The organism is Paenibacillus sp. S02, assembly GCF_019454065.1.
GTDB classification, from domain to species: domain Bacteria; phylum Bacillota; class Bacilli; order Paenibacillales; family Paenibacillaceae; genus Paenibacillus; species Paenibacillus polymyxa_B.
Genome location: NZ_CP073682.1, coordinates 3,136,166 through 3,160,900 on the forward strand (window position 1 = coordinate 3,136,166; position 24,735 = coordinate 3,160,900).

Annotated in this window: 23 protein-coding genes and 1 pseudogene; 4 read left to right on the forward strand and 20 right to left on the reverse strand. The window is 45.1% G+C overall.

Features of this window, described 5'->3' with window-relative positions; translation table 11 throughout:
* Nucleotides 1-44: 44 nt before the first annotated feature.
* The 5 genes and pseudogenes from katA to KAI36_RS13765 form a co-directional block, all read right to left on the reverse strand.
* Nucleotides 45-1,502, reverse strand: coding sequence for a catalase KatA (katA, locus tag KAI36_RS13745; protein ID WP_220025150.1), 1,458 nt, complete (start codon nucleotides 1,500-1,502; stop codon nucleotides 45-47).
* A gap of 297 nt (nucleotides 1,503-1,799) precedes the next feature.
* Nucleotides 1,800-2,402: an adenylyl-sulfate kinase gene (gene cysC, locus KAI36_RS13750; RefSeq protein WP_220025151.1), complete on the reverse strand. Its 603-nt coding sequence runs from the start codon at nucleotides 2,400-2,402 to the stop codon at nucleotides 1,800-1,802.
* Between the two features lie 59 nt (nucleotides 2,403-2,461).
* Nucleotides 2,462-3,360, reverse strand: a pseudogene (locus tag KAI36_RS13755) (TIGR02452 family protein).
* Between the two features lie 5 nt (nucleotides 3,361-3,365).
* Complete coding sequence (locus KAI36_RS13760) at nucleotides 3,366-3,848, reverse strand: riboflavin biosynthesis intermediates N-glycosidase (RefSeq protein WP_220025152.1); 483 nt, start codon at nucleotides 3,846-3,848, stop codon at nucleotides 3,366-3,368.
* A gap of 28 nt (nucleotides 3,849-3,876) precedes the next feature.
* Nucleotides 3,877-4,782: an NUDIX hydrolase gene (locus KAI36_RS13765; RefSeq protein WP_220025153.1), complete on the reverse strand. Its 906-nt coding sequence runs from the start codon at nucleotides 4,780-4,782 to the stop codon at nucleotides 3,877-3,879.
* Between the two features lie 292 nt (nucleotides 4,783-5,074).
* On the opposite strand from KAI36_RS13765, the gene KAI36_RS13770 reads away from it, so the two are divergent.
* Nucleotides 5,075-5,377, forward strand: a complete 303-nt coding sequence (locus KAI36_RS13770) for a hypothetical protein (protein WP_220025154.1) — start codon at nucleotides 5,075-5,077, stop codon at nucleotides 5,375-5,377.
* Nucleotides 5,378-5,487: 110 nt separating this feature from the next.
* Here KAI36_RS13770 and KAI36_RS13775 read toward each other — a convergent pair whose 3' ends face one another.
* Nucleotides 5,488-6,546 (reverse strand): DUF1835 domain-containing protein, encoded by a 1,059-nt coding sequence (locus KAI36_RS13775; RefSeq protein ID WP_220025155.1) that lies wholly within the window; start codon nucleotides 6,544-6,546, stop codon nucleotides 5,488-5,490.
* 134 nt (nucleotides 6,547-6,680) lie between these two features.
* On the opposite strand from KAI36_RS13775, the gene glsA reads away from it, so the two are divergent.
* Nucleotides 6,681-7,619, forward strand: coding sequence for a glutaminase A (gene glsA / locus KAI36_RS13780; RefSeq protein ID WP_220025156.1), 939 nt, complete (start codon nucleotides 6,681-6,683; stop codon nucleotides 7,617-7,619).
* A gap of 72 nt (nucleotides 7,620-7,691) precedes the next feature.
* Here glsA and KAI36_RS13785 read toward each other — a convergent pair whose 3' ends face one another.
* Both KAI36_RS13785 and KAI36_RS13790 read right to left on the reverse strand, forming a co-directional pair.
* The gene (locus KAI36_RS13785; protein ID WP_220025157.1) at nucleotides 7,692-8,558 is read right to left on the reverse strand and encodes a VOC family protein; all 867 of its coding nucleotides are present in this window, start codon (nucleotides 8,556-8,558) and stop codon (nucleotides 7,692-7,694) included.
* Between the two features lie 49 nt (nucleotides 8,559-8,607).
* The gene (locus KAI36_RS13790) at nucleotides 8,608-9,021 is read right to left on the reverse strand and encodes a DoxX family protein (protein WP_013310427.1); all 414 of its coding nucleotides are present in this window, start codon (nucleotides 9,019-9,021) and stop codon (nucleotides 8,608-8,610) included.
* Nucleotides 9,022-9,290: 269 nt separating this feature from the next.
* Between KAI36_RS13790 and KAI36_RS13795 the strand changes: the two genes are divergently transcribed.
* Nucleotides 9,291-9,830 (forward strand): helix-turn-helix domain-containing protein, encoded by a 540-nt coding sequence (locus KAI36_RS13795; RefSeq protein ID WP_023988862.1) that lies wholly within the window; start codon nucleotides 9,291-9,293, stop codon nucleotides 9,828-9,830.
* A 125-nt stretch (nucleotides 9,831-9,955) separates the two neighbouring features.
* Here the strand turns inward: KAI36_RS13795 and KAI36_RS13800 are convergent, their stop codons facing one another.
* The 9 genes from KAI36_RS13800 to KAI36_RS13840 all read right to left on the reverse strand — a co-directional run bounded on the left by KAI36_RS13800 (nucleotide 9,956) and on the right by KAI36_RS13840 (nucleotide 20,450).
* On the reverse strand, nucleotides 9,956-10,963 hold the full coding sequence (locus tag KAI36_RS13800; RefSeq protein WP_258382166.1) for a copper amine oxidase N-terminal domain-containing protein: 1,008 nt from the start codon (nucleotides 10,961-10,963) through the stop codon (nucleotides 9,956-9,958).
* Nucleotides 10,964-11,001: 38 nt separating this feature from the next.
* A complete protein-coding gene (locus KAI36_RS13805) occupies nucleotides 11,002-12,123 on the reverse strand; it encodes a phosphodiester glycosidase family protein (RefSeq protein ID WP_220025158.1) in 1,122 nt (373 codons plus the stop codon).
* 221 nt (nucleotides 12,124-12,344) lie between these two features.
* Complete coding sequence (locus tag KAI36_RS13810) at nucleotides 12,345-13,811, reverse strand: potassium/proton antiporter (protein ID WP_023988873.1); 1,467 nt, start codon at nucleotides 13,809-13,811, stop codon at nucleotides 12,345-12,347.
* Nucleotides 13,812-14,011: 200 nt separating this feature from the next.
* Nucleotides 14,012-15,400 (reverse strand): class II fumarate hydratase, encoded by a 1,389-nt coding sequence (gene fumC, locus KAI36_RS13815; protein WP_220025159.1) that lies wholly within the window; start codon nucleotides 15,398-15,400, stop codon nucleotides 14,012-14,014.
* A 165-nt stretch (nucleotides 15,401-15,565) separates the two neighbouring features.
* Complete coding sequence (locus tag KAI36_RS13820) at nucleotides 15,566-17,110, reverse strand: 2-isopropylmalate synthase (protein ID WP_220025160.1); 1,545 nt, start codon at nucleotides 17,108-17,110, stop codon at nucleotides 15,566-15,568.
* A gap of 99 nt (nucleotides 17,111-17,209) precedes the next feature.
* A complete protein-coding gene (locus KAI36_RS13825) occupies nucleotides 17,210-17,911 on the reverse strand; it encodes a FadR/GntR family transcriptional regulator (RefSeq protein WP_220025161.1) in 702 nt (233 codons plus the stop codon).
* 155 nt (nucleotides 17,912-18,066) lie between these two features.
* The gene (locus KAI36_RS13830; RefSeq protein WP_103049203.1) at nucleotides 18,067-19,086 is read right to left on the reverse strand and encodes an aldose 1-epimerase; all 1,020 of its coding nucleotides are present in this window, start codon (nucleotides 19,084-19,086) and stop codon (nucleotides 18,067-18,069) included.
* Nucleotides 19,087-19,223: 137 nt separating this feature from the next.
* Entirely contained in the window at nucleotides 19,224-20,027 is an 804-nt protein-coding gene (locus KAI36_RS13835; RefSeq protein ID WP_220025162.1) for an MBL fold metallo-hydrolase, read from the reverse strand.
* Between the two features lie 126 nt (nucleotides 20,028-20,153).
* Entirely contained in the window at nucleotides 20,154-20,450 is a 297-nt protein-coding gene (locus KAI36_RS13840; RefSeq protein ID WP_220025163.1) for a hypothetical protein, read from the reverse strand.
* 162 nt (nucleotides 20,451-20,612) lie between these two features.
* On the opposite strand from KAI36_RS13840, the gene KAI36_RS13845 reads away from it, so the two are divergent.
* On the forward strand, nucleotides 20,613-21,845 hold the full coding sequence (locus KAI36_RS13845; RefSeq protein ID WP_220025164.1) for an aminopeptidase: 1,233 nt from the start codon (nucleotides 20,613-20,615) through the stop codon (nucleotides 21,843-21,845).
* Nucleotides 21,846-21,920: 75 nt separating this feature from the next.
* Here the strand turns inward: KAI36_RS13845 and KAI36_RS13850 are convergent, their stop codons facing one another.
* The 3 genes from KAI36_RS13850 to bioB all read right to left on the reverse strand — a co-directional run bounded on the left by KAI36_RS13850 (nucleotide 21,921) and on the right by bioB (nucleotide 24,729).
* Nucleotides 21,921-22,412 carry a hypothetical protein gene (locus KAI36_RS13850; protein ID WP_220025165.1) on the reverse strand — a complete coding sequence of 164 codons (492 nt, stop codon included), beginning with the start codon at nucleotides 22,410-22,412 and terminating at the stop codon, nucleotides 21,921-21,923.
* Nucleotides 22,413-22,566: 154 nt separating this feature from the next.
* Complete coding sequence (locus KAI36_RS13855; RefSeq protein ID WP_220025166.1) at nucleotides 22,567-23,685, reverse strand: glycerol dehydrogenase; 1,119 nt, start codon at nucleotides 23,683-23,685, stop codon at nucleotides 22,567-22,569.
* 36 nt (nucleotides 23,686-23,721) lie between these two features.
* Nucleotides 23,722-24,729, reverse strand: a complete 1,008-nt coding sequence (gene bioB / locus KAI36_RS13860) for a biotin synthase BioB (protein ID WP_220025167.1) — start codon at nucleotides 24,727-24,729, stop codon at nucleotides 23,722-23,724.
* Between the last annotated feature and the right edge of the window lie 6 nt (nucleotides 24,730-24,735).

Genomic DNA, 24,735 nt, shown 5'->3' on the forward strand with positions numbered 1-24,735 from the left:
TTATTTATTCATACGGCTTTCAGGTTAGGAGTTTGCAGATACCTCTACTCGCCTTGAGGAACGGTCAAGCCCAAACCTTCGGCTATACGGCGTCCGTATTCAGGATCAGCTTTGTAGAAATGTCCGATCTGACGTAGTTTGATTTCATCACTTTCTACGGGCTTCATCGCATTTACGATGTTTCGGACCAGACGTGCGCGCTCTTCTTCACTGAGCAAGCGGTATAGGTCACCCGGCTGTGTGTAGTGATCATGATGATCGTAGGCTACACTTTGAGCCTCGCCAGACACTTCAAAAGGGGCAATTTTATGCGCCGGTGATTCTTTGGGTCCACCGAGACTATTAGGCTCATAATAAACAGATCCTCCGCCATTGCTGTCACTGCGTAATGCACCATCACGTTGGTAGTTGTGTACTTCCGCATGCGGACGGTTGATCGGCAACGAATTGTGATTTGCACCTACACGGTAGCGATGTGCATCTCCGTAGGCAAACAGGCGTCCTTGCAGCATTTTATCCGGGGATGCCTCAATACCAGGAACAAATGAACCCGGGGAGAATGTCGCCTGCTCTACCTCAGCAAAATAGTTCTCAGGATTGCGATCCAGCACCATGCGTCCAACCTCGATCAGCGGGTAATCCTTTTGAGACCATACTTTTGTCACATCAAATGGATCAAAGCGATACGTATCTGCATCTTCTACCGGCATAATCTGCACATGAAGTTTCCATGCAGGAAAATCACCTTTTTTGATGGCATTAAACAAATCTTCTGTATGATAATCCGGATTTTCACCAGCAATTTTCGCAGCCAAATCCACATCAAGATTTTGCACACCTTGCTCTGTTTTAAAATGATATTTCACCCATACTGCCTGCCCTTCGGCATTTACCCACTTGAACGTGTGACTACCGAAACCATGCATATGTCTAAGTGTAGCTGGAATACCGCGGTCAGACATAAGGATACTTACCTGATGCAGCGATTCAGGAGATAGGGACCAGAAATCCCAGACCGCATTCGGGTTTTTCAGATGGGTTTGGGGATGACGCTTTTGCGTATGAATAAAGTCAGGGAATTTAATGGCATCCCGAATAAAAAACACAGGTGTATTATTGCCCACGAGATCATAGTTGCCTTCTTCTGTATAAAACTTCACCGCAAAACCACGCGGGTCGCGCACAGTATCGGACGAGCCCAGCTCACCAGCCACAGTCGAAAAGCGAATAAACATCGGTGTACGCTTGCCAACTTCAGACAAGAAGCTTGCTTTTGTATATGCAGACAAATCATTAGTGACTTCAAAATATCCGTGCGCCCCTGCACCTTTTGCATGAACGACACGTTCCGGCACACGCTCCCGGTTAAAATGCGCCAATTTCTCCAGCAGATGCACATGCTGAATTAGTGCGGGACCCCGTGAGCCTGCTGTGATCGAATTTTGATTATCTCCAACAGGAGCGCCCCAGCTTGTAGTCAGGTTCGTTGGTTGGTTACTCATGATTGACATCACCTCTTGAATGAATTGGTTGTTGGTTGACTATGTGCCTTTCACTATAAATTGTGCACAAACAAAAATCAATACTTTTTTATAATTATTACAATCTAGGATTTAGAATTAGTTTAAAATCATAAACAAAAAAGCAAGCCCTATAAGGCTTGCCGTATATGCACTACTGTATTAATTTACTAATAGGTATGCTTCAATTTTTATGTTCTATAATGATTACTTTGATCACTTCTCGAAGTTTTGGCATGGAGGCTTTCAGACAATATTCATGTAGAATTCATCATAAGATCATAAAAGCAGCTGCTTCCTATCGAGAAAATCCAAGATATCCTGAACCGACTGGATTACCTCCCGACCTTCAGTCGATGCGATTAGATCGGGTTCCAGCGGTGCTTCATAGGGAGCATCAATACCCGTAAAATGATGAATTTCTCCGGCACGCGCTTTCTTGTACATTCCTTTTGGATCGCGTCGCTCACATTCCTCCAAGCTGCACTGTATATAAATCTCATAGCAACCTTCCTGCTGTAAAATCTCCTTTACCATTTTACGATCTTCACGATAAGGGGAAATGGTGGCGCAAATCGTTAGAACACCTGCATGTGCCATTAGCTTTGCTACTTCAGCAATACGGCGGATATTTTCTTTGCGGTCAGCGGGCAGGAAACCTAGATTCCGATTTAAACCGTGCCGAACATTATCCCCATCTAAAATAAACGTGTGTATGCCTCGTGCGTATAACGCTTTTTCAAGTGTGGAGGATACCGTTGATTTTCCCGAACCTGACAGCCCCGTAAACCAAAGCACCGGACTTTTATGGCCATTCAAAAGCTGACGCGCTTGCTTATCAACATCGGACACATGCCAGGTTATATTCGAAGATGGATTCATTCAGCACCTTCCTTTTTCATGAGATATTATAGTAAACGATTTAATGCGCTGCCTTTACTTTAAGAAAGAACATTTTTAAAGCTGTTTAAGGTACGTTGGTCTGCTTTGTGATCCAACACTGCAAAAACAATCCGCTCAAACAGCAAACCATATCCTTCATCTACAAGCACTTGCTTGAACCAGAGGGCAACCTCTTCCGGCTTATTGCGGAATACTCCGCAACCATAGGCTCCCAGCACAAGATGTTCTACGCCGTTTTGCTTAGCCATTCCAAGAATGTAACGGATCCGCTCCAGCATCACTTCACCAATCCGATTCACCTGCTCTGGTTCCCGTTCTCGCACAACTCCAGCATTTACAGCAGGTGCGGTCAGGAAATCGACTTGATACGGCTTCTCCAACAATGTCCCGTGATCATTCCGAAATACCGGAACTTCAGGCGAATAAATCATATAATCTGAATAAAAACAGCTCCGCAGCTTCCGATTATGTCCATACATCTCTTCCATTTGTGAAATGCAAGGATACAATGCTGACGATCGAGCCAAGCTTTCTTCTTGAGCCTGGCTGCCTCCAAGAAATCCACCTCCCGGGTTTTTAGCTGATGCAAAATTCAAACATGCCACATGGACCAGCTTCTCTTCAACCTGGAGTCTGTATGCCGCCTGCAAGTACTTTCTCCCGTAATTTCCATCTTTGCAAAGATCGCCTGTTGGTCTATACGGGAAGAAGACCCTAATGTGCTTTTTATTCTTTGCTCTGCCTCTTGCTTTACAGCTACCAGCTGAGAAGGTTTATATAACTTCGAGCCTGTGACCGCATTCCCAATCTCTTTTGCCATATTTACTTGCACTTGTTTGATATTCGTATAATATCCATTTTCCAAAATGGATAGTGTTTCCTGCGCCATATGCGATCGGGCATCCCGGTTGCTCCGGGAATTCATTGTATTTTTCATGATGACTATTTCTCCTTTTTCAATACATCCTCACGTAAATTCGTCAATATTTCTCCTAGCCAGTTCGTGCCACGCCATAGCTTGCGGTTCCGTATACGAGCATCGCTCTCAGCTAAGCCTACACCCCAAATGGTGTCGGTCGGACTAGCCTCAACCAGAGTGGTTCCTTTCGTTTTAAGCAGGTGCTTGAGCAAATTCGGATTTTGTGTAAACTTGGCATAATTACCGTCATACACAAATTGCCGGCAATTGGCCTCCCACAAGGATTGGTCAAATCCGCGCACGCTGCGGCCACGGGCTTTTTGCTCCCTTGGGGTAGGGGCTTGCATAATTTTCAGGGCCGCCTCTTCATCCCCAAAAAGCTGTGCTTTTTTCAACATCATATATTGCTCGGCACAGTTAAACTCCAATCCATCCACGACAAAATCAGAAGGATACCATTGCGAGAACGGCGAATGACTGCGATAAAAAAACGTAAACTTTTCCATGAAGATTCCTCATTTCATATTCCTTATGCTACATAAAACGCGATCGAGGCTTAAATCGGTATAACTTGGACGGACGATGTCCGGCTGCCTTTCTATACTCATTGGTTTCTTCCACGAGATCAGCTATTTTACGACGAAAAGCTGCGGCCAACAGCTCCTTACCTAGAATAATTTCATACACCTGCTGAAGCTCACTCAGTGTAAATAGAGCTGGCATCAGGTGAAACGCGATATCTGTGTATTCTATTTTGCTGCGCAGACGCTCTATACCGTACGCAATAATTTTTGCATGATCAAAAGCAATTCCTTGTGACTCCAGCACTTCTCGCTTGATTTCAATGGTTCTTCCCTTAAGAATTTCAGTTATTTTTACTTTGGCTGACAGATGGATGTCCCCATGCTTCAATGTGATGTCAATGTCTTGTTCCCATGTGTAGCCTTCTGGCTGATTCGTCCGCGTCTCCTGAGCTACGCTGTAATCCAGCTCAAACCATTGGGCATCAGCGGCATCATCCCCCGCCTGTACCTCCAAGGAATCGTGGTCCACCAATGCCATGTAAGCGCAGCTGATTACCCGCATACGAGGATCACGTGCCACATCTCCCCAAGTATATAGCTGCTCCATATAAATTTGATCCACATTCGTTTCCGTTTTAAGCTCGCGTCGTGCAGCCTCTTCCAGACTTTCATGTATGCCTACAAAACCACCCGGCAACGCCCATTGCCCTATATAGGGATGCTCCCCTCTTTGGATCAAAAGAAGCTGGAGGGTCTTCTCCGGCAGCTTCCGGTAATTTTGTTGGAGCTGATCCATTACCGTAAATAGCAGCATATCTACCGTTACGGATGGGCGCTCATATTCATTCGCATCATAAGCGGCCAAGAACTCCTCTTCCGTCAAGCCACTGTGATTATGTTTCGATCCATCTGTCACTTGCGTCACCTACCTGTTCATATATGGGTCATTTGTCGCTTTTGATTAAAAAGTGACGAATGCTTTATGTAATTTTTAATTTAAATCAATTGATAAAAACAAAATGTTAATATCAATACAATAATATATAAAAAGTGCTTCGTCAATAGGGTGCATAGACCTATTTTCAATCGTTTGATAGTACTATTAGACTGTTTACTGAATTTTACTTGTTGCTTATTGTCATATCATGTATGATATTTTGGTCAATATAGGAAATACAACATACTAAACACGTAGGGAGAAGATCTAATTGTCTAACCAGTTTAACCCGCAAAACAATCAGCAAGGAGCACCATCCAGACCAGCCCCTGTTTACCCGCCTCCTGTATCATTCAAGGAGTGGATGATCAGTTTACTTTTGATGGCTATACCGGTAGTTGGACTTATTATGCTGTTTGTGTGGGCTTTTAGCGGCTCGACTAATCCGAGCAAAGCTAACTACGCTAAAGCAGGCCTTCTTTGGGCCGCTATTGTAATCGTGATCTATATCATTATGGCTGTTGCTCTGTTGCCTGCTATCATAAGTTCATTGAATTCAAACAGCTACTATTGATTCCAAGTACATAGCAAAATAACCTTCTGATGTATCAACCAGATACATCAGAAGGTCTTTAAACTAAACTGCCGACCCCGTCGGCAGTTTTTATTTGATCACTTTTCGTTTTACTCCTTTATTCTCACAGCATAACGATTCATCATTCCCGGCATCCCCTGAAAATCAAGTTTGCCATGAGCGATCAAATATTGAATCCGGTATTCCAAAAAAGTATCGCTTCTTGGCTGCGACCACTGCGTTAAAGCTTGACCTATTATTTTTCCGGTGTTCACAAATCCCAGTTTATCCGCTAACTGTAGCCTACTAATCATATCCAGCAAGGCCTGATCCAAATAATCCTCCGGCACATGAACAATACGGTCATTGTCCCATAATCTCAGGACACTATCTTGCTCGCTAAGCTCCAACCACTCCCGTTCGTATCGACGTCGGTCTTCCATACATACCACATTAAGTTCATCTTCACTTCGCTTAATAAACCGTTCGATTTCTTTCGAATGCACCACGCCCATGGATAAAGGGAATGGACTCTCATTATATAAATGATCATCCGGCTCCCGCTCCAAGGTATCCGTGACATTAATGACCCGAATAGGTGTAGCTCTTTTGCGCAAGAGATATAATACAAAGCGTAATCCGACCTGCTCGTCAGCATTAGAGCCACACCAAATCGTGATCGACTTCTCATCTGGAATTTCACTTAGGGTAACCATCATCTGTTCAATACGGTGCTCCCAATTGGCGTAATGGAAAAACTCATAATGCATCATCCGTTCAGCCAACCAGCCGTGACGGTTTTCTTGTCCTTCTAATGTTTCCAGCCTCCACAATGGTCCTATGGAAAACTGATCATTAAAAGACAGCACGATACTCTCAAGCCGCAATCCTGCACCCGAAAGTCCTACCTTCATCGAGCCTGCGGCAGACTGAGAAAACAATAGATGCACATGCCTCTCCCGGGTGCGCTCATGCTCCAGACGCTCATTTCGGCTCGTTTCCACATCATTTGCCCACTGTTCTAATATAGGATTAGCCCATTCAGGATTTTTGTCTGATAAGGCTGCAGCCTGCTCCAGTACACTATGTACAAAACCTCTAAGTCTTCGACCCTTAAAAACCTCATCGTAGTCTTCATCAAAATTCGGTTCATTATGAGATAACAACAAATCCCTGCCTCCTTTGATCTAATTAATTCAAACTTGTCTTTCGACCAGAAATATCTTTAGAATAGGCGTATAGCTATCACTTCTTACTCTACAATAAAATACCACAGATTGGTTACTCGACTGGAGGAAAAGAAATGACATCGGAGTGGCAGAGATTACAGACCAAACTGCCGGAATGGGTAGAACAAAGCCGTCATGAGTATATTCATGGCAAGGTAGCAGCATATATTCCCGAACTGTCCAAAGCCCCGGCCGACGCGCTGGGTGTTGTTGTAATGAACGGTGCGGGTGAAACCGTAGTGGCCGGGGATACGGAAATCCAATTTACGATGCAAAGTATCTCAAAGGTATTTACGCTCATTCTGGCCTTGATGGATAATGGAGAGGACGTTGTCTTCTCTAAGGTGGGTATGGAGCCTACCGGAGACCGTTTTAATTCCATGCTAAAGCTAGAACTGGTCGAGCCGGGTATTCCGTTTAACCCACTGATTAACGCCGGAGCGATCGCAGTCTCCTCTCTGATTCGCGGGAACAGCCCAGAAGAGAAGTTTGCCCGTGTTCTCCAATTTTTCCGTCTGCTTACCCACAATGACACACTGGAATATGATCAGGATGTCTACGATTCAGAATCTGCCACAGGCCATTTGAACCGTTCCCTTGCTTATTTTCTAATGGAAAAAGGAATTTTAAGAGGTCATGTGGAGGATGTGCTTGAAGTTTATTTCAGACATTGTGCTGTCAAATTGAACTGTACAGATTTAGCACGTATGGGACTTGTACTAGCATACAACGGCCGTGATCCGGTGACAGGTATACCGCTGATTCCCCGCCGATATGTACAGATCGCCAAAACATTTATGACGACATGCGGCATGTATGACGCCTCAGGGGAATTTGCCATTCAAGTCGGACTACCTGCCAAAAGCGGCGTATCAGGCAGTATTATGACGATGGTACCCGGACGATATGGCATTGGACTGGTTGGACCTTCTCTGAACCGTATGGGCAACAGTACAGCCGGTGTACACTTGCTGGAGAAGATATCTCGGGATTTGGACTGGAGCTTATTCTAAGTATACGAAAAAAGGGTATTCCCAGCCTTTACGGCTTATAGGAATACCCTTTTTTGTTGCATGTCTTCTATGTTACGAGATTTGACCGTTAATCAGTTTAATTTGAATACGGAACGGATCAGCTACATACTTGGCGCCGTCGCGTTCTTGCATTCCATAGCCTGCTGCCTCTAAACGAGCTACAATGGCATCCAATTCATTCTGATTCGGTACGATCAATTCAAAATAATCCAATCCGGCAGCGTGCTCAGGAGCTGGTGGCGCTCCTTCACCTGCCCATATATTCAAGCCCATATGGTGGTGGTAACCACCTGCGGAAACGAACATGGCTGAAGAGCCATACCGGCACGTAATGTCAAAGCCAAGCACATCGCAATAAAATTGCTGTGCTTTGAGCAAATTAGACACATGGAAGTGGACGTGCCCAATTACCGTTCCCTGCGGTAGTCCCTGCCAAGGTAGATTTTCGGAAATCGCAACCAAGTCTTCTGCATCCACGGGATCTGTTCCCATAATGTAAAATCCATTTGCATCCTTTTTCCACTGATCACGGGGACGATCTGCATAGATTTCAATTCCGTTATTATCAGGGTCATGGATATATAGGGCTTCACTTACATCATGGTCTCCCTGTCCGATTTCAATCTCATGAGCCAGCAGATTACGTAAAGACAGGCCCAGAGCTACACGGTTTGGGACAAGAATAGCAAAGTGATATAACCCGGCAGCAGATTGGCGCGGCAGAATAACTGCATTTTCAATATAGTTAAGGATCAGTAGCGCATGCTTCCCATCGACAGTCAATTCAGCGGTTTCCGCCGTTTGACGCAGCAGCTGAAAACCAACGACCTCTGTATAAAATTGAATAGAACGCTCCAAGTTACTAACCTTTAATGAAACCTGCCCGATTTTGGTGTTGTCATGAATATGTGCTGTCATGAGATTTCCCTCTTTCTACATGGATTGGAGGACTAAAGCTAATCAAAAATTATTGTTTGGTTGACTCACGACGGCTGAACAAAGAATCCAGAGACAAGCGAGTCGTTGGTGCAAATACCAGATGAAGAGCTACCAGAATAAAAGCAATATCCAGCTCATAGCCAGCGCCTTGACCATTCCCCATCAACCCGCCGGACAATTTTGCTGTAAAAATGGCGCCGATCAAAACAATAACCAAAAGCCCAGATACATAGCGAGTAAGCAATCCAAGAATCAATGCAATCCCGCCGACCAACTCAATCACCGCAACGACATAACCTAAAAATCCTGGAACACCAATGCTGGAAAACCAGCCTGCCACATTACCCAACCCCATTTGGAATTTAGCAATTCCATGTGCCAAAAACAAAATTCCGAGCGCCACCCGCATAATTGTAGAAATGTTTTTGCTTGCTGAACTCATGTTTATCTCTCCATTCTGTTTGTTTATTACACTCATACAAGTGCATATGAATAATTAATTTATATTACTAATAGTTTGGTTAAAAAAATAATATAGTCTGAATCTCTGCCGCACCACATTAGTGTGAATCAAACTCGAATTATTAGTAATAGAAATAATTATTTTGTAATGTGAATTTATCATAAAAAACTGTAGTCTGTCAACAAATTATTTGGTATGATAAATATTAAATTAGTATACATTATATTCCCTTAAAGGAGGAACGCTCTATGGGTATAGGATGCAACATACGCGCCGCTCGTAAACGTAAAAATTTATCCATCCAGCAAATATGTGAACGAACCGGACTATCGCAAGGGTTTATGAGTCAAGTAGAAAATAATAAAACCTCCCCTTCCATCGCAACATTGGACAGCATCGCTAATGCGCTTAAGGTTCCCCTTGCTTTTCTGCTTCTTAAAGAAGAGGAACGGATGCAAGTGATTCGCAAGGACGAGCGTCGTAAAACGTTATATGGTAAAAACAACCTCCAGGTTGATCATTTGGGGGGGCAAGGAAACGTTAAAATGATGCTGGTGGACATGCCGCCAGGCTCATCTACAGAAGAGGAGCATGCTCATGCGGGGGATGAGATTCATTTTATCTTGGAGGGCACGGTATACGTGGAGCAAGGCGAGGATTCAGCTACTTTGGAAGCAGGAGATTCCTTTAGCTGGAGGGCAGCTATCCCCCATTATGCCAAAAACGTGGGTGAAAACAACGCCCGTATCCTGATTTCCGTATTTCTCGAAGCAGAAAATGACGCATAATAGATATTTACGCAAGAACGAAGCAACAAAAGTACAAATCCTATCGAAAAAAGCGCGTACCGGAAGTATCTTTACTTCAACGATCCGCGCTTCTTATATTTTCATTTGCTATTGCTGCTCTTAACTTATTTAATCGCCTGCTGGGCATCTGTACGCGATTCCCACGGCAGCTTGAAGGTTTTCATAATTTGTTTGGTATTAGCCGGGAGTCCAGTTATCGGATCACCAGTAGTACCCAGCAGTTCTTCTTTTTTATCCGTAGTAATACGCCCATAGAAAGTGGTACTGCTGTCTCCCCATCCTGTAGTGAACTCGTAGATCAGCGGCTTATTTATTTTCGGATAAGTTCCCCACTGATTTTTGGCTTTATTCTCCAAAAAACGCCCCAGCGGGTCGTATTCCATTGTAAATTCTTTATCAAAGGGAGCTCCCACATACCCTTGATAGGTGACAATCGGAAAACCGTCCTTCACTTCAACCAGACTCAGCACATCCCCGTTCACTGTAAAATACCGTAATGCTTCACCTTGGGGGAACATGTAGACACTGGACAGAAGCTCAGTGTTAGGACGGTGTGCTTCTATATAAGGATGGACAGAACTTCTGTTTATGCGGATTAACGCTTCGCGTGCTGCCACGAGATCTCCCTCATATATTTGTTCTTTTAGTTTACCGTGAATCGGCGGCTGAATCTGAATCTGTGTATTTGTCTTCTCCAACGTATAACCTAAATCAAGCGAAACATCTCTCAGAGGTATATATACTTCTTTACTTACAACTTCAAAGGTAAGTTGCTGCTGGTTCTTACGTGATCGCTCCTTAAGAACCAAGGGTTCTGCCCACTTTTGTAGCGTGACCTGCTTCTTTTTGACATCCCAGTGGTAGGTTGCACCTACAGCTTCGGCTAAAGGTTTAAGCGGAACCATGAGCTTTCCGTCGATCAATAGAGGTTTAGCCTTGCTGTCTATAGGTTGTCCGTTTATAACAATATCTATGAACTGCGTTGATTGAGACGCTATGGCACCCCGTTCAGCAGCTTCGGCAACCGCTTGATGCATTGTGGTCAAGAGTAAGGATAGCATTAACAAGGCGACAAACAATCGCTGAAATCCTGCTCGTTTTAGCTTCATCATCAGTCTCCGTTCACTTAATAAACTTGTTCATTCCTGATCTATCTCTTTTTGGCTGCGTCAATGTCTCCAGGATTCAGACCTTCCCATATGTTTGGGATACTAACGGTCTCTGGATGCTCAAATACGAGAAACGCAGTCGGCAAATACCGCTCTCCATATTCAGAAGAAGGCTTGTTCACAATGGCATTATCCTTAACGAGCACCGTTGAAGAACCTCCATCCAGATTAGCACCGATAACCGCTCCGTGTTTAAGCAAAATATTTTGCATATCATACAAGTTGGCACCAATACTGTACCCAGGCTGACGACCGTCGATGGTCACGAATATAATGGCCCCGTCTGCTCTTTGTCCCATTGCGGTACGGGGAGCAATTCCCCACCCCTCGCTTGCATTGCGAATCAGACCTTTCCCATTCACGATAAGGCGTGGTTGAAAAGTAACCGCTTCTTGCACATTCATTTTGGACAACTCAGACAACGAATAGTGACCGGCTATCATTTTTCCCTGCTTATCAATACCTACGATTTGAACAGAGGCATTTTTACCCATATCATTGTAGTATATCTCACCCTGGGAAATGACAACGCCAATTGGTTTAAAACCATTCCCATTCCAGTTGGGGTCGGCAAAGCCACCGCCATTTACGCCAGCAACAGCTCCTAAACGTTCGACCATACTAGATACCCTTTCTCCCCGGCCGACCTTGGCAGGAACCCCGAGCCGGATTTTAGTGGGGTCATGCACCGTCATAACATAGCCATGATAGTTACGGCCCGATACCTCTTCCACTTCAACCAGCGGCGTTTGTTGTACTTTGGTCGGTATCAGATCAGACAGATTGATTGTATGTCTGTCCTTCTCCTCACCCATCGCTTCAAAACGGGCCGAATATTCAGCCACACGTTTTTTCGCCTCTGCTTCCCCGATAAAGTACTTCGCCCAGTGACGATGTTGGGTCGTGATCAGCGTATCCGCAGCCAAATAGCGCATGTCCTTGCCAGATGACGTTAAGAACAACCACGCACCACCCCCTATTCCTGCTACCAGGAATACAATAAACAGTCGCAGTATAAAACGACCGAATTTTCCTTTTCGTTTCTTTTTTCTATTTTTCTGCCTGCGAGCTGCTGCACGCTTTGGCAAGACTTCCGGTTTCATTCATCATCTCTCCTGTTATTGGTGACTTCTATCTTATTCATCACTATGGCCCATCAAATGATCTGTAACGATAGGCAGCGACATCTAACGACAATATCATAAACTAATTTTGTAGAATGATAGTGTCAATTTTTTAACAGATTCATCCACTCTGAAAAAAACACAGGAAAAAGTCCTCCACATGAATGTGAAGGACTGTAATTAAGGGTACTCTACGCTTTTTACGGAGCAGCCTCCGGTTCGAGCAGCATGAACAGCTCTTTCATCTGCTGTCGCTTGAGTTTGGGACTAAGCACATACAATGTATCGCCCGGTTCAATCACCGTCGTGCCTCTCGGGGCAATAATTTGCTCGTTCCGAATGATGGCTGTGAATAAAATATCTTCAGGCAACTGTATATCCTGAATCGCTTTGCCCGCTATGGACATCCCTTTTTGCACCTGAATGTGGTTGATTTCCGAAGTGGTTTTTCCCAGAGAAACTAATTCCAGCAGTGAAGGAGATGACGTCTCGTTAGGGTCCATCAAGCCAAGCTTCACCGCTAGCCACGAAATAGTGGTACCTTGAATAATCGCAGAAGTGAGCACGACGAAAAATACAACGTTAAAAAACAAGGGTCCTACATCCATCTCATCCAGTAAAGGATAGGTTGCTAGTACAATAGGTACCGCCCCCCGCAGTCCTGCCCAGGATAACAGTGTCTTTTCGCGCACAGAGTACCTGGAAAAAAGTAAGCTTAAGAACACGCCTATTGGACGAGCCACGAGCATGAGGATGAAGGAGAGCGCCAAGCTTTGCCACGCAATGCCCAGCAATTGATCAGGAAAGACCAATAGCCCGAGCAGGACAAACATCATAATCTGCACCATCCAGGCGAAACCATTGTTAAAATGGATAATGGATCGCTTGTAGGTCAAGTCGGAATTTCCCAAGACAATGGCCATGACATAAACCGCCAGCAATCCGCTTGCCTCCAGTAACGATGCCGCCGCATACGTCAAGACTGCAAATGCCAGAGCCATCACAGGATACAAACCGGATGAATCAAAATTCATTTTATTAATCGCATATACACCTATGCGTCCGAGTACAAAACCAACGACTAAACCAAAACCCATTTCCCATAAAAATAACAAGATATGTATCCAAATGGATTGCTCAGGGTGATGTATCAGCTCGATCAATGTTACCGTGAGAAATACAGCCATCGGGTCATTACTGCCGGATTCCGCTTCGAGCGTTGAGGTAATTCGTTTTTTGATGTTTTTACCTCCTAGAACGGAAAACACGGCCGCCGCATCGGTCGATCCGACAATAGCGCCAAACAGCATGGATTCCATCCAGCTTACGCCTAAAATAAACTTGGCGCATACGCCAATGACTACGGTCGTAATGATGACCCCTAACGTTGATAACGATAACGCAGGTCGAATAACCGGTTTAACGTCTGCAAACTTTGTCTGCATCCCGCCTTCAAACAAGATTACAATGAGCGCGAGAATGCCCACCAGCTGTGTGATAAAGGCATTATCAAAATAAATAAACTGACTGAGCACCATACCTACGGCAATAAACAAAACAAGCGCAGGCATACCGAAACGGCTGGAAAATTTGGTAGTCAGCACACCGACCAGCAGCAAGCTGGACAGCAAAAGCACAATCAAATTAATAAGGGTTGTCTGTTCCATACGGCTTCTCCTATCTTGAAAATAGATGTTCAATTTTTCGCCTTCTATCTATATACCCTCAAATCACACGGAATACTAATCTTAAGTAAAAAAATATATGAGAAAACCAAAAAATCCAGCTCATGGTCTGTGCTAAATCGCACTCCATGAGCTGGTTTGTATATTTTTTATAAGGCTTAAGCAGAGACAATCGTCGTGCTTTAGGCTTTAGGATGAATCATATGCGCAGGTACAACATATTGATCGAACTGTTCTTCAGTCAACAGTCCGCTGCGGAGTGCCGCTTCTTTTAGGGACAGCCCTTCTGCATGAGCAAGTTTGGCGATTTTAGCGGCATTTTCATATCCGATATGTGGATTCAATGCCGTCACCAGCATCAGTGAATTATTCAAATTGTGCTCAATTTTAGCGAGATCAGGCTCGATGCCAATCGCACAGTTGTCATTAAAAGCAATCATGGAATCAGCCAGCAGATGAACAGACTGCAAAAAATTGTATATGATTACTGGCTTAAACACGTTCAGTTCAAAATTACCCTGACTCGCAGCAAAGCCAATAGCTGCATCATTACCCATTACTTGCGTAACGACCATTGTCAGTGCTTCACTCTGAGTCGGATTCACCTTGCCTGGCATAATGGAGCTACCCGGCTCGTTAGCAGGAATCGTGATTTCGCCCAAGCCGCTACGCGGACCACTTGCCAGCCAACGAACATCATTGGCGATTTTCATCAAATCGGCAGCGAGCGCTTTGACTGCTCCATGTACGGCCACCACTTCATCGTGGCTGGTCAGTGCATGAAATTTATTGGGTGCAGAAGTGAACGTTTTGCCAGTGAAACTGGAAATTTCCGCTGAGGTTCGGGAGCCAAACTCTGGATGAGCATTAATTCCTGTCCCCACCGCTGTACCGCCAATCGCCAGCTCCTTCATGTATTGCACCGTGTCGATGATCATTCGCTTGCTCTTGTCTAACATTGCATACCAACCACTTATTTCCTGACCCAGCGTAAGCGGTGTCGCATCTTGTAAATGGGTTCGTCCAATTTTTATAATATCCTTGAATTGCTCTGACTTCTGTTGAAAAGTCTCTTTCAGCTTATCGATGGCAGGCAACAAACGGTCCTCCACTGCAATGACACCCGATACATGAAGCGCCGTGGGAAACGTATCATTCGAGCTTTGCGACATGTTAACATCGTCATTGGGATGCAGCTTCGTATCCTTTCCCTGCTCTTGTAACCATTGGCTCCCCAGATGAGCAATCACTTCATTCACATTCATATTGGACTGCGTACCGCTCCCTGTCTGCCATACAACCAACGGGAAATGGTCATCGACCCGCCCTGCGAGAATCTCGTCCGCTGCATAAATAATCGCGTCCTGCTTCTCCTGTGATAGCTTACCCAGCTTATAGTTACTGATCGCCGCGCTCTTTTTAAGCACCGCGAACGCCTGTATGACCTCTAATGGCATTTTCTCCGAGCCAATCGGGAAATTTTCCTTGCTGCGCTGTGTTTGCGCTCCCCACAGACGGTCTGCCGGTACTTTGATTTCGCCCAACGTATCCTTTTCGATGCGGTAGTTCAACTCATTTCCTCCTCTTGGCCTATGTAATTCAGACAAAATATGGTGATCTCTCTTGCCTATTATACATTAAATTTCAAATGTTATCATTTATTTTGCAAGCGCTTTTTTACGATGAGGCCAGAGGAGGCAAAAGGAGATTTCCGCTACTATCCTGGGTCACTAAGTTCAGCTAATGGTGATATTTCTTTTGCCATGGACTTCTTTTCTGCCCAGTAGCTTGTTCAGCGCATCGATGTAAGCTTTGGCGCTAGCTTCCAAAATATCAGTACTTGTGCCTCTTCCTAGTGCTGTGTACTCACCTTGCCTCAAAATGGCGTGTACTTCCCCCAACGCATCTTTGCCATATGTTACAGATTGGATCGAATAATCCTCCAACTCCACCTCTTCACCACTGGCCTTGTCTATAGCATGGAAAATCGCATCTACAGAACCGTTACCCATTGCTACTTCATCAATTGCTGTCCCATCTTGTTTACTCAACCGAATGGATGCGACTGGAACCGACTGATTGCCATAGGACACCTGAATGGAATCCAGTGTGTAAATTTGAGGCGAGGCATTGCGGCTTTCATCCATCAGGACGAGCAAATCTTCATCCAACACCTGTTTTTTCTTATCCGTCAAGGCCTTGAATTCGCGGAACGCCTCTTGCAGCTGTTCCTCCGTCAAAGCTTCAAACCCCATGTCTGCCAGTTTTTCTTTAAATGCATGTCGACCCGAGTGCTTACCCAATACAAGTTTACTTGTCTTCAGACCAATACGCTCAGGGGACATGATCTCATACGTTGTACGCTCTTTAAGCATTCCGTCCTGGTGTATACCGGACTCGTGCGCAAACGCATTGGCTCCAACAATGGCCTTATTTCCCGGTACCGACATCCCCGTACGTTTGCTCACCAGGCGACTGGTGGCATACAGCTCCTCCAAAACCAGACTCGTTTGTGCACCATAAAGCTCGGTTCTGGTATCAAGGGCCAGTGCAACTTCCTCGATAGGTGTATTTCCCGCTCGCTCACCGATGCCATTAATAGTACCTTCAAATTGGTCTACACCATTACGGATGGCCGCCAGCGTGTTAGCTGTTGCCATGCCAAGATCATCATGACAATGTGTGCTAAGTTGTATTTTTTCGATACCAGGCACTTGTTGTTTTACGATTCTAAACATTTCACCGAACTGATCCGGCGAGGCATATCCCACCGTATCCGGTAAATTGACGACTGTCGCTCCAGCACGAATCGCCATATCCACGACTTCACAAATAAAGTCAAGCTCGGTACGGCTAGCGTCCTCTGCTGAAAATTCTACCTTGCTGAAATACTTGCGTCCATAACGAATGGCAGCAGCAGCGGTCTCTAATACTTTCGCTTTATCCATTCGCAGCTTATGTTGGCGGTGAATGGGTGAGGTAGCCAGGAATAAATGAAGACTGGCATCCTCAGCTCCTCGTAGCGCCTCTCTGACTGCATCAATATCCTGCTCTTTCGAGCGTGCAAAACCAACCAGTGTTGCTTGGGTAACCTGTTTGGCAATCTCCTGCATGCTGATAATCTCACCAGGCGAGGTTGCTGGAAAGCCGGTCTCAATCCGATCTACGCCTAATTTTTGCAGCTGAAGGGCAATTTCCACCTTTTCTGAGCTGGTTAAGCTAACTCCTGGTGATTGCTCTCCATCTCTTAACGTTGTGTCCAACACCCATATTTTGCGCATACAGATACCACCTTTGGTTTGATTTTAGGAGATGCTCAAGTAAAAGGCTCAAAGATCATTATATTCATCTGATCATCTGATGTTTAAGGGTAAAAAAATTTATGAACTTCCCATATGCTTTTGCAGCTCCAGCTTGGTGCCGTCCAAATGTTGAATGCTATACAGCTCGGCAGCCTTGCCATCCTGATCCCGGATTGCTTCATATATTTTTTCATGCTGCAAAGTAAAATGATTTTGCATCGCTGGATCGGTAATGAGATTGTTCAATGCCTTGCGAATAGCCTCTACAAAGCTGCCATATACGTCTGTAAGCACCTTATTGCGAGTAGCTCCGGCAACAGCCAAGTGAAAAGTGATATCCGCATCTAAGTACCCAGACAAATTTCCAGCGGCCAAAGTTGCAGCACGACGGTCCAGCGCCGCACGCATTAAGTGTAAATCCTCGTCGTTACGACGTAATGCAGCCAATCTGGCAATCTCTAGTTCCAACACACTCCGCACTTCATAAACTTCAATAATTTCAGCACGGCTTAGACGGTAATCCAATGGTTCTTGAGAAGTCGTCGGTTGGCAGACAAAAGTTCCGTGTCCTTGCTTTTTCTCTAATAGACCGGCATGTACTAGAACGCTAACCGCTTCACGTACTGTAGATCGCCCGACTCCGAATAGCTTCATGAGCTCAGGCTCGGTTGGAATCTTAGTGCCCACATCCCATTCACCAGCAGCAATTTTTCGTTGCAGCTGTTCAGCTACTTCATCGGCGATTTGCTTGCGTTTGACGGCTTGAAAAGGAAAATTCATCTGATCATCTCCTGTTTCGTATCATACTATGACTGCTTGGCATTCTGCAACCTTTTTCGTCCTCCTTCCCCATTAGCCCTTACCTGTGCTTTACATACCCAAATAAAGCCTGCACCGTTGGACACGATACAGGCTTATAAGGATAAAATTAAATGCTAGGATTTCGATTTATTAGGTGAAATACAATACAAACGGCTGGTTGCTTCAAAAATATGGCCTGGAGCCAATGCAATCAATCCGATCTCCTCCGCTGGTAGGTCCGGACGATTCGGTGCATTGATCATGTTCATTTGCGGCTCAGGACAGATGAATTCCTTGTTCGCTTTGTTATTCCAGATCATCCAATGCTTATAAGCTGTACCTACATCGTATACGAGGGTAGCCCCTGTCTTACTGTGTGTCAGTTCCATGTAGTTGCGTCCATTTTGCGGAGCTGCCGTGTAATGATTATCCATAGAGGCAAAATAAGGACTAACTCCCGTCGTCTTCAGCAGTTCCTCTTCCGGAGATAAAGGCTGGAACTGACCTGTGGCCAACAACCGTTCCGTCAGCTCACGACGCTCACCGATTGTGACCTTAATCTTGTAATCCTCAGGCGAGCTATCGGGTACGAACGGAACACGAATCGCTGTGTGAAAGGCAAATAAGTTGGGGATCGGTTGATCGCCCTCGTTATGGATCACATAACGCTGATGCAGGCCAAATTCGTCCAGGCTGTACGTTAACTTCATAGTAAAGGTGAAGGGTAAATAGCGGAACATCGGATGTCCTTCCCTTACATGCTGATTCATTACCACATAGCTACCTTGCTCCCCGGAACCGTAGTCCTCAACCTCCCACCGAACAGTGTGTAAAAAGCCGTGCAGATGGTTGTGGGTCGCCTCTTCATTTATCGGCAGCTCATATGTAACACCATTCCACAGGAATTTTCCATCCTCATACCGATTCGGAGGGAACAGGAAAGGAATTCCGTAAACGGACGGGCTTTGCTTAAAAGCCTCTATGCTCTCAGCATCTGGTTCACGCAAAAAAGAATATCCCGTTTCATTGTCACGAAAAGAAATCAGATTTGCGCCGTTTCCCGGCAGGGCAACTGCTTCATATCGTCCAAATTTAAGACGAATCGCCGGTATTCCATAATAAAGATCACCAATTGCAGCATGTTGTTGTGTCATCAAAAAATCCTCCTTGATGAAATGACGATGTTTAATGAAAGCGTTTAGCTTTTGGCTTGACTATACCATGCTGAGCAAAAAAATTCCACGTCCACACAAAAAACGATGCCCCGCAAGGCATCGTCCTTCACACATCACTACACATAACGTCCCTGTTTGGGTACAGCCATGTGCTCAAAATCTCCCGCCAGTCGCTCCAACTGATCTGTCAGCTCAGCACCATGCATGTAATGACCATGTCCTGTGACTGCAATCTCAGGCTTTAACTTGGCCAGCATTTCCACCGAACGCTGCGCAGCTTGCCAATCTGTTGTAAAATACGCAGGAGGCCCATGTATTTCTTTTTCCTGTAAAATAACGGCCAGTGCCGATTCCTGTTTCACCGTAATAAAAGCGTCACCGGCCACCATTAACCTTCTTCGCTCATGAAAAAGCGATACATGACCAGGTGTATGTCCTGGCGTATGCAGCCACTTCCAACCAGGGGCACCAGGGACACTGCCATCTCGGGGCAGGGAGGTGATGCGATCATCGAGATCTATAGCATCATTAGGGTATAAGAAGGAAATGCCCGACATTAAACCTCCCCCTACACTAGGATCAGGTTTTTGATAATCCTTCATTCCCGTCAAATAAGGTAATTCCAAAGGATGTGCATAAACAGGTGTACCCCAATGCTGTACCAACTCAATAACCGAACCTACATGATCAAAATGACCATGTGTAAGCACAATAGCGATCGGAGGGCCAGTAAACCGTTCCTCTGCCAGGCGTATAATCGAGTCTGTAAATCCTGTCATCCCCGTATCCACCAGCACCCAGGAACGGCTTCCTGGCTCCCCAATAAAACACATATTTACAAACAGCGTCCGTAAGCTCAGGAGATCGGGAGCAGCCTCTTCATTTGCCGTCATTCCTTCGGTGAACAGATGATTTGCCAAAGCTTCACCCTCCTATTCACATGGAATTTCTTGTTAATATCGACCTTTAGGCTTCCCCCATGTCAGCAGATTATGCGGACACTGCTAAATATAATCCGCTTGTCACGAAAATAGACCATGTTTACATTACTCGGGTAATTTGCTCCATGCCGTATCTAGCAAATAGTCGAACAAATCATCGTTCTCCTCAATCCAGCTATCCATTTGCAGCATCTCTTCCTCCACCCGTGGCTCTCCCGCAAAATGGAGACTGTAATCCCACTCCTTTCCCCTTTTGCTGTGGAACGTGATTTCATATACAGAACTCTGTCCCTCTACTTTAAATACCACTTGGCCCAGATAAGCACCATTCTCATCTTTTGTCATATGTGCCTGTTGAATATGTACTTCTTTCACTTCCTGAGGTGAATTTTGCTCTGTCATTCATCTATCCGCCCTTTCATTTTCACTAAATAGTACCAAAACTGATTTGTGAACCTTTTCGTTACATTGTACAATATATAAGCTATGTGTGGAATTTGCAAAAAAACTGTGCAAGTTACCCAAGCCTTGTTTAAGGCTTTTCGTGAAATGGAGGAAAGTTACATGTCAGATTTTCAACAAAAATTGCAAAAATATGCCGAGTTAGCCGTTCGGGTCGGCGCCAATGTCCATCCTGGGCAGACACTCATCGTTCATGCACCAATTTTGTCCGCCGAACTCGTGAGACTTATCGTCAAATCAGCGTATACTGCCGGAGCCAAGCTGGTTACAGTAAAATGGAGTGATGAGACTATTACTCGATTACAGTATGAACTAGCTCCTGATGAAACTTTTAATATTGCTCCCAAATGGTACGCAGCCGAAATGACTGAAGAGGTCGAAAATGGCGCAGCTGTACTGCATGTCATTGCAGAAAATCCGGATTTGCTTCAGGGGATTCCGTCCAGCCGGATTACTGCTGCCCAGCGCGTGCGGTCACATGAATTACGTCAATATCGCGAGTATCAAATGGCCGACAAATTCAGTTGGTCTCTGATTGCTTATCCTTCTGCAGAGTGGGCTGCCAAAGTATTCCCTGATCTGCCAGCTTCAGAGCAAATGGATAAACTGTGGGATGCCATTTTCAGCACCGTGCGTGTGGATCTGGATAACCCCGTGGAGGCGTGGAAAGAGCATTTGAAAACTCTTTCCAGCAAATCTGATATTTTAAATGCCAAACGCTATAAAAAGCTGCATTATCTGGCTCCAGGCACAGACCTCACCATCGAATTGGCAAAAGATCATCTGTGGGTAGCTGCAGAAAGCGTCAACCAACAGGGACATACTTTTGTAGCCAATATGCCTACCGAGGAAGTGTTTACAGCTCCGCTCAAAACGGGAGTGAACGGTAAGGTCAGCAGCACCAAGCCACTTAGCTACAGCGGAAATATCATCGACAACTTTTCACTGACTTTTGAAAATGGACGTATTGTCGATGTACAGGCAGAAACCGGTTTGGAAACTCTTCAGCATCTCGTAGAAATGGATGAAGGTTCACACTATCTGGGGGAGGTTGCTCTCGTACCTCACAAGTCACCTATCTCTGATAAAAATATTTTATTTTATAATACGTTGTTTGATGAAAATGCCTCTAACCACTTGGCCATCGGTAATGCTTATGCATTTAACCTTAAAGGCGGCAAGGATATGACTCAAGAGCAGTTGGCTGCCAACGGCCTGAATTCCAGCCTGACTCACGTCGACTTTATGATCGGTTCAGCTGAAATGGACATCAACGGCGTTACCGAGGACGGTACTGAGGAACCTATCTTCCGTAAAGGAAATTGGGCGATCTAACACGGCAAAAAGGCTCTCAACGCTTCATGCGTGAGAGCCTTCTTGCTTCATTCTATAGGCTATGTTAGATCTATTTTACAACGTGTTAATCCAAGAATTCGCTGCAATTCCAAAAACAATTTGTATCACGCTGATGATGAAAAAGACAATAAGACAATTTACAACTCTTCGATTGTTGGTTTGATGCATGGATAAAGATGATTTCACATAAAACATACTGCCTAATATCCCCAAACACAGACCAAAGATGCCAGCAAATAGCCATCCTATAACCAAACTGACTACGACAAAAGCCCAACTCCAGCCGGGAACTTTACTCACAGGAACATAAGGTTGATTGGACCCAAGATACACACCGTCCACGGCTAAATCTGCTTTGTTGCCAATGACAACAACATTTACAGCTTTTTCTTTCAATCTAATTGGAAAATCAATCAAGTTCAAAAATGCGTTCTGGCTTTTAACCTTCTGCTCGCTTCCATTTACAATAATTTTTCCACCAGTTAAGCTACGCTTGTACTCAATACTATATTGAGTACCTTGATCTTCTACATTCCATTTTGCCATCGCTAAACCCCTCTCAAATTTTAGGGGAGCCATAAATATACTCCCGGCATTTCCTGATTATGTACCCTAAAAATCATAACATAAGCTGCAAGTTAAATAATGGGAAAAAGGCCGCTGATCAGCGACCTTTGATTCTACTTTATTTCGTATGGGGTTAGTTTCTATGTCCAATCTTAGCCTTGTAGGCAAGTGAATACTGGTCAGCCGCTAAAATCGCATCAAGCACATCATCCGCTGTGACAGCAAATGGTAGATTGTGAGCAGTTTCGCCTTCTTTGGTAGCAGCCTGAGCTACCCGGTACAAATCCTCTCGGGAAGCTTCCTGGAGCTTAATGTCTTCCAGCGTGACAGGCAGATCGAGTTTTAGATAAAAGTCAATATACCGCTCCACCTCGGACAAAGGTCTTTTTTCCAAGGCAAACTGGACTAAGGTGCCAAAAGCTACCTTCTGACCATGTGTCAGGTGATGAATGTCTCCTTCCAGAACGGTAAAACCATTGTGAATCGCATGTGCGCCTGCCAAACCGCCGCTTTCAAAGCCCAAACCGCTTAGCAACGTATTGGCTTCCACTACCGCTTCAAGCGCAGGTGTGACGACTTTGCGTTTCACGGATTCGTAAGCCTGCAGTCCGTAATCGAAAAGAACTTCCTCACACTTGGACGCAATGGCTTCTGCCGCCAAGGTTGGCAAACCACCAGCCATTGTCGTTGCGCGAGCTTCAATGACCGCACGGGCTTCAATCCACGTCGCCATAGCATCCGCAATGCCTGAGGAGAGGAACAAAGGCGGTGCTTGAGAAATGACTTTCGTGTCCACCAGAATCAAGCTCGGATTTTTACTGAAAAAGGAATACGTATCAAATGCACCCTCATCGGTGTACAAAACGGATAGTGCACTGGTGGGTGCATCTGTAGAAGCGGTTGTTGGAATAATCACAACCGAGGAACCGAGTAGTTCATTAACGGCTTTGGCAGTATCCAGCGTTTTACCACCACCTACACCAATGACAATGTCGACCTGGGCGCTTCGTCCCTGATCCGCAATACGGTTGACTTCATTTTTGGATGCTTCCCCTTGAAACTCAATTTTAACCGCCGTAATATCAGCCTGTTCCAGACTTTTTACCACGCGGTCGGCTGCAATCTCCCAAACCAGCTTGTCCGCAATAACCAAGGCAGTATGACCTAATGGCTTAACATACTCACCTGTTTTATCAATCACATTTTTCCCTTGCACATATTTACCTGGACTAATAAATACTTTTTCGCTCATCGTTTAACTCTCCCTTCCAAGTTTGTACAATTTCTATTATACGGCTGAAAGGGCACACATCTCAATTTCGAAACCAAGATCTTCAATCATTTGATGATCAAATGTGACCTCTTGGCCTTCTGTCGTTAAATAATCTCCTACAAAAATTGAATTCGCTGCATACAGGCATAGCGGTTGTAACGAGCGTAAATTCAACTCTCGTCCACCTGCAACGCGTATTTCTTTGGATGGACAGATGAAGCGGAACAGTGCCAGCACCTTCAAAGCTTGGATAGGTGATATTCGCTTTGCTCCCTCCAACGGGGTTCCCGGGACTGGATTCAAGAAGTTAACCGGAATAGAGTCAGCATCTAACTCCCGTAAGGCATAAGCCATTTGAACGATTTCCTCATTCGTTTCCCCCATCCCGATAATAACGCCAGAGCATGGAGACATTCCGTGAGATTGAGCCATTTTCACAGTTTCGACGCGTTGATCGTATGTATGTGTGGTTGTAATCGAGGGATAGTTGGCCTTACTTGTATTTAAATTATGATTGTATCGATGTACCCCAGCCTCTGCCAACCGCCGTGCCTGATCTCCCTTGAGAATCCCTAAGCAGGCGCAAATTTTGAGCGGCATCGTGCGATTAATTTCTTGCACTGCCTCAATCACCTGATCCAGTTCTCGATCTGTTGGACCTTTGCCGGAAGCTACGATGCAATAGGTCCCTGCTCTCCGCGCTACGGCTTCCCTAGCTCCAGCCAACAGTGATTCCTTGTCCAACATACTGTACTTGCTCACAGGCGCCGTGGATACGATAGATTGTGAGCAATAACCGCAATCCTCCGGGCATAGGCCACTTTTGGCATTGATGATCATGTTGAGCTTTACTTTTTTTTCATAGAAATGATGCCGCACCCGAAATGCAGCTTGCATAATCGGTAATAATTCCTCATCGTCGGCTACCAGTACCGCTATGCCTTCTTCCAGCGATACACGGCTGCCGTGTATTGCTTTTTCAGCCAACGAGTCCCATTCTATAACCTTGTTTAGTAAATTCATACTTCT

What these genes read in the sequence shown, in the direction of transcription:
- katA (WP_220025150.1), bottom strand. Translation starts at nt 1,502, where the DNA reads ATGAGTAACCAACCAACGAACCTGACTACAAGCTGGGGCGCTCCTGTT.
- cysC (WP_220025151.1), bottom strand. Translation starts at nt 2,402, where the DNA reads ATGAATCCATCTTCGAATATAACCTGGCATGTGTCCGATGTTGATAAG.
- KAI36_RS13760 (WP_220025152.1), bottom strand. Translation starts at nt 3,848, where the DNA reads ATGGAAAAGTTTACGTTTTTTTATCGCAGTCATTCGCCGTTCTCGCAA.
- glsA (WP_220025156.1), top strand. Translation starts at nt 6,681, where the DNA reads ATGACATCGGAGTGGCAGAGATTACAGACCAAACTGCCGGAATGGGTA.
- KAI36_RS13785 (WP_220025157.1), bottom strand. Translation starts at nt 8,558, where the DNA reads ATGACAGCACATATTCATGACAACACCAAAATCGGGCAGGTTTCATTA.
- KAI36_RS13790 (WP_013310427.1), bottom strand. Translation starts at nt 9,021, where the DNA reads ATGAGTTCAGCAAGCAAAAACATTTCTACAATTATGCGGGTGGCGCTC.
- KAI36_RS13795 (WP_023988862.1), top strand. Translation starts at nt 9,291, where the DNA reads ATGGGTATAGGATGCAACATACGCGCCGCTCGTAAACGTAAAAATTTA.
- KAI36_RS13800 (WP_258382166.1), bottom strand. Translation starts at nt 10,963, where the DNA reads ATGATGAAGCTAAAACGAGCAGGATTTCAGCGATTGTTTGTCGCCTTG.
- KAI36_RS13805 (WP_220025158.1), bottom strand. Translation starts at nt 12,123, where the DNA reads ATGAAACCGGAAGTCTTGCCAAAGCGTGCAGCAGCTCGCAGGCAGAAA.
- KAI36_RS13810 (WP_023988873.1), bottom strand. Translation starts at nt 13,811, where the DNA reads ATGGAACAGACAACCCTTATTAATTTGATTGTGCTTTTGCTGTCCAGC.
- KAI36_RS13820 (WP_220025160.1), bottom strand. Translation starts at nt 17,110, where the DNA reads ATGCGCAAAATATGGGTGTTGGACACAACGTTAAGAGATGGAGAGCAA.
- KAI36_RS13825 (WP_220025161.1), bottom strand. Translation starts at nt 17,911, where the DNA reads ATGAATTTTCCTTTTCAAGCCGTCAAACGCAAGCAAATCGCCGATGAA.
- KAI36_RS13830 (WP_103049203.1), bottom strand. Translation starts at nt 19,086, where the DNA reads ATGACACAACAACATGCTGCAATTGGTGATCTTTATTATGGAATACCG.
- KAI36_RS13840 (WP_220025163.1), bottom strand. Translation starts at nt 20,450, where the DNA reads ATGACAGAGCAAAATTCACCTCAGGAAGTGAAAGAAGTACATATTCAA.
- KAI36_RS13845 (WP_220025164.1), top strand. Translation starts at nt 20,613, where the DNA reads ATGTCAGATTTTCAACAAAAATTGCAAAAATATGCCGAGTTAGCCGTT.
- KAI36_RS13850 (WP_220025165.1), bottom strand. Translation starts at nt 22,412, where the DNA reads ATGGCAAAATGGAATGTAGAAGATCAAGGTACTCAATATAGTATTGAG.
- KAI36_RS13855 (WP_220025166.1), bottom strand. Translation starts at nt 23,685, where the DNA reads ATGAGCGAAAAAGTATTTATTAGTCCAGGTAAATATGTGCAAGGGAAA.
- bioB (WP_220025167.1), bottom strand. Translation starts at nt 24,729, where the DNA reads ATGAATTTACTAAACAAGGTTATAGAATGGGACTCGTTGGCTGAAAAA.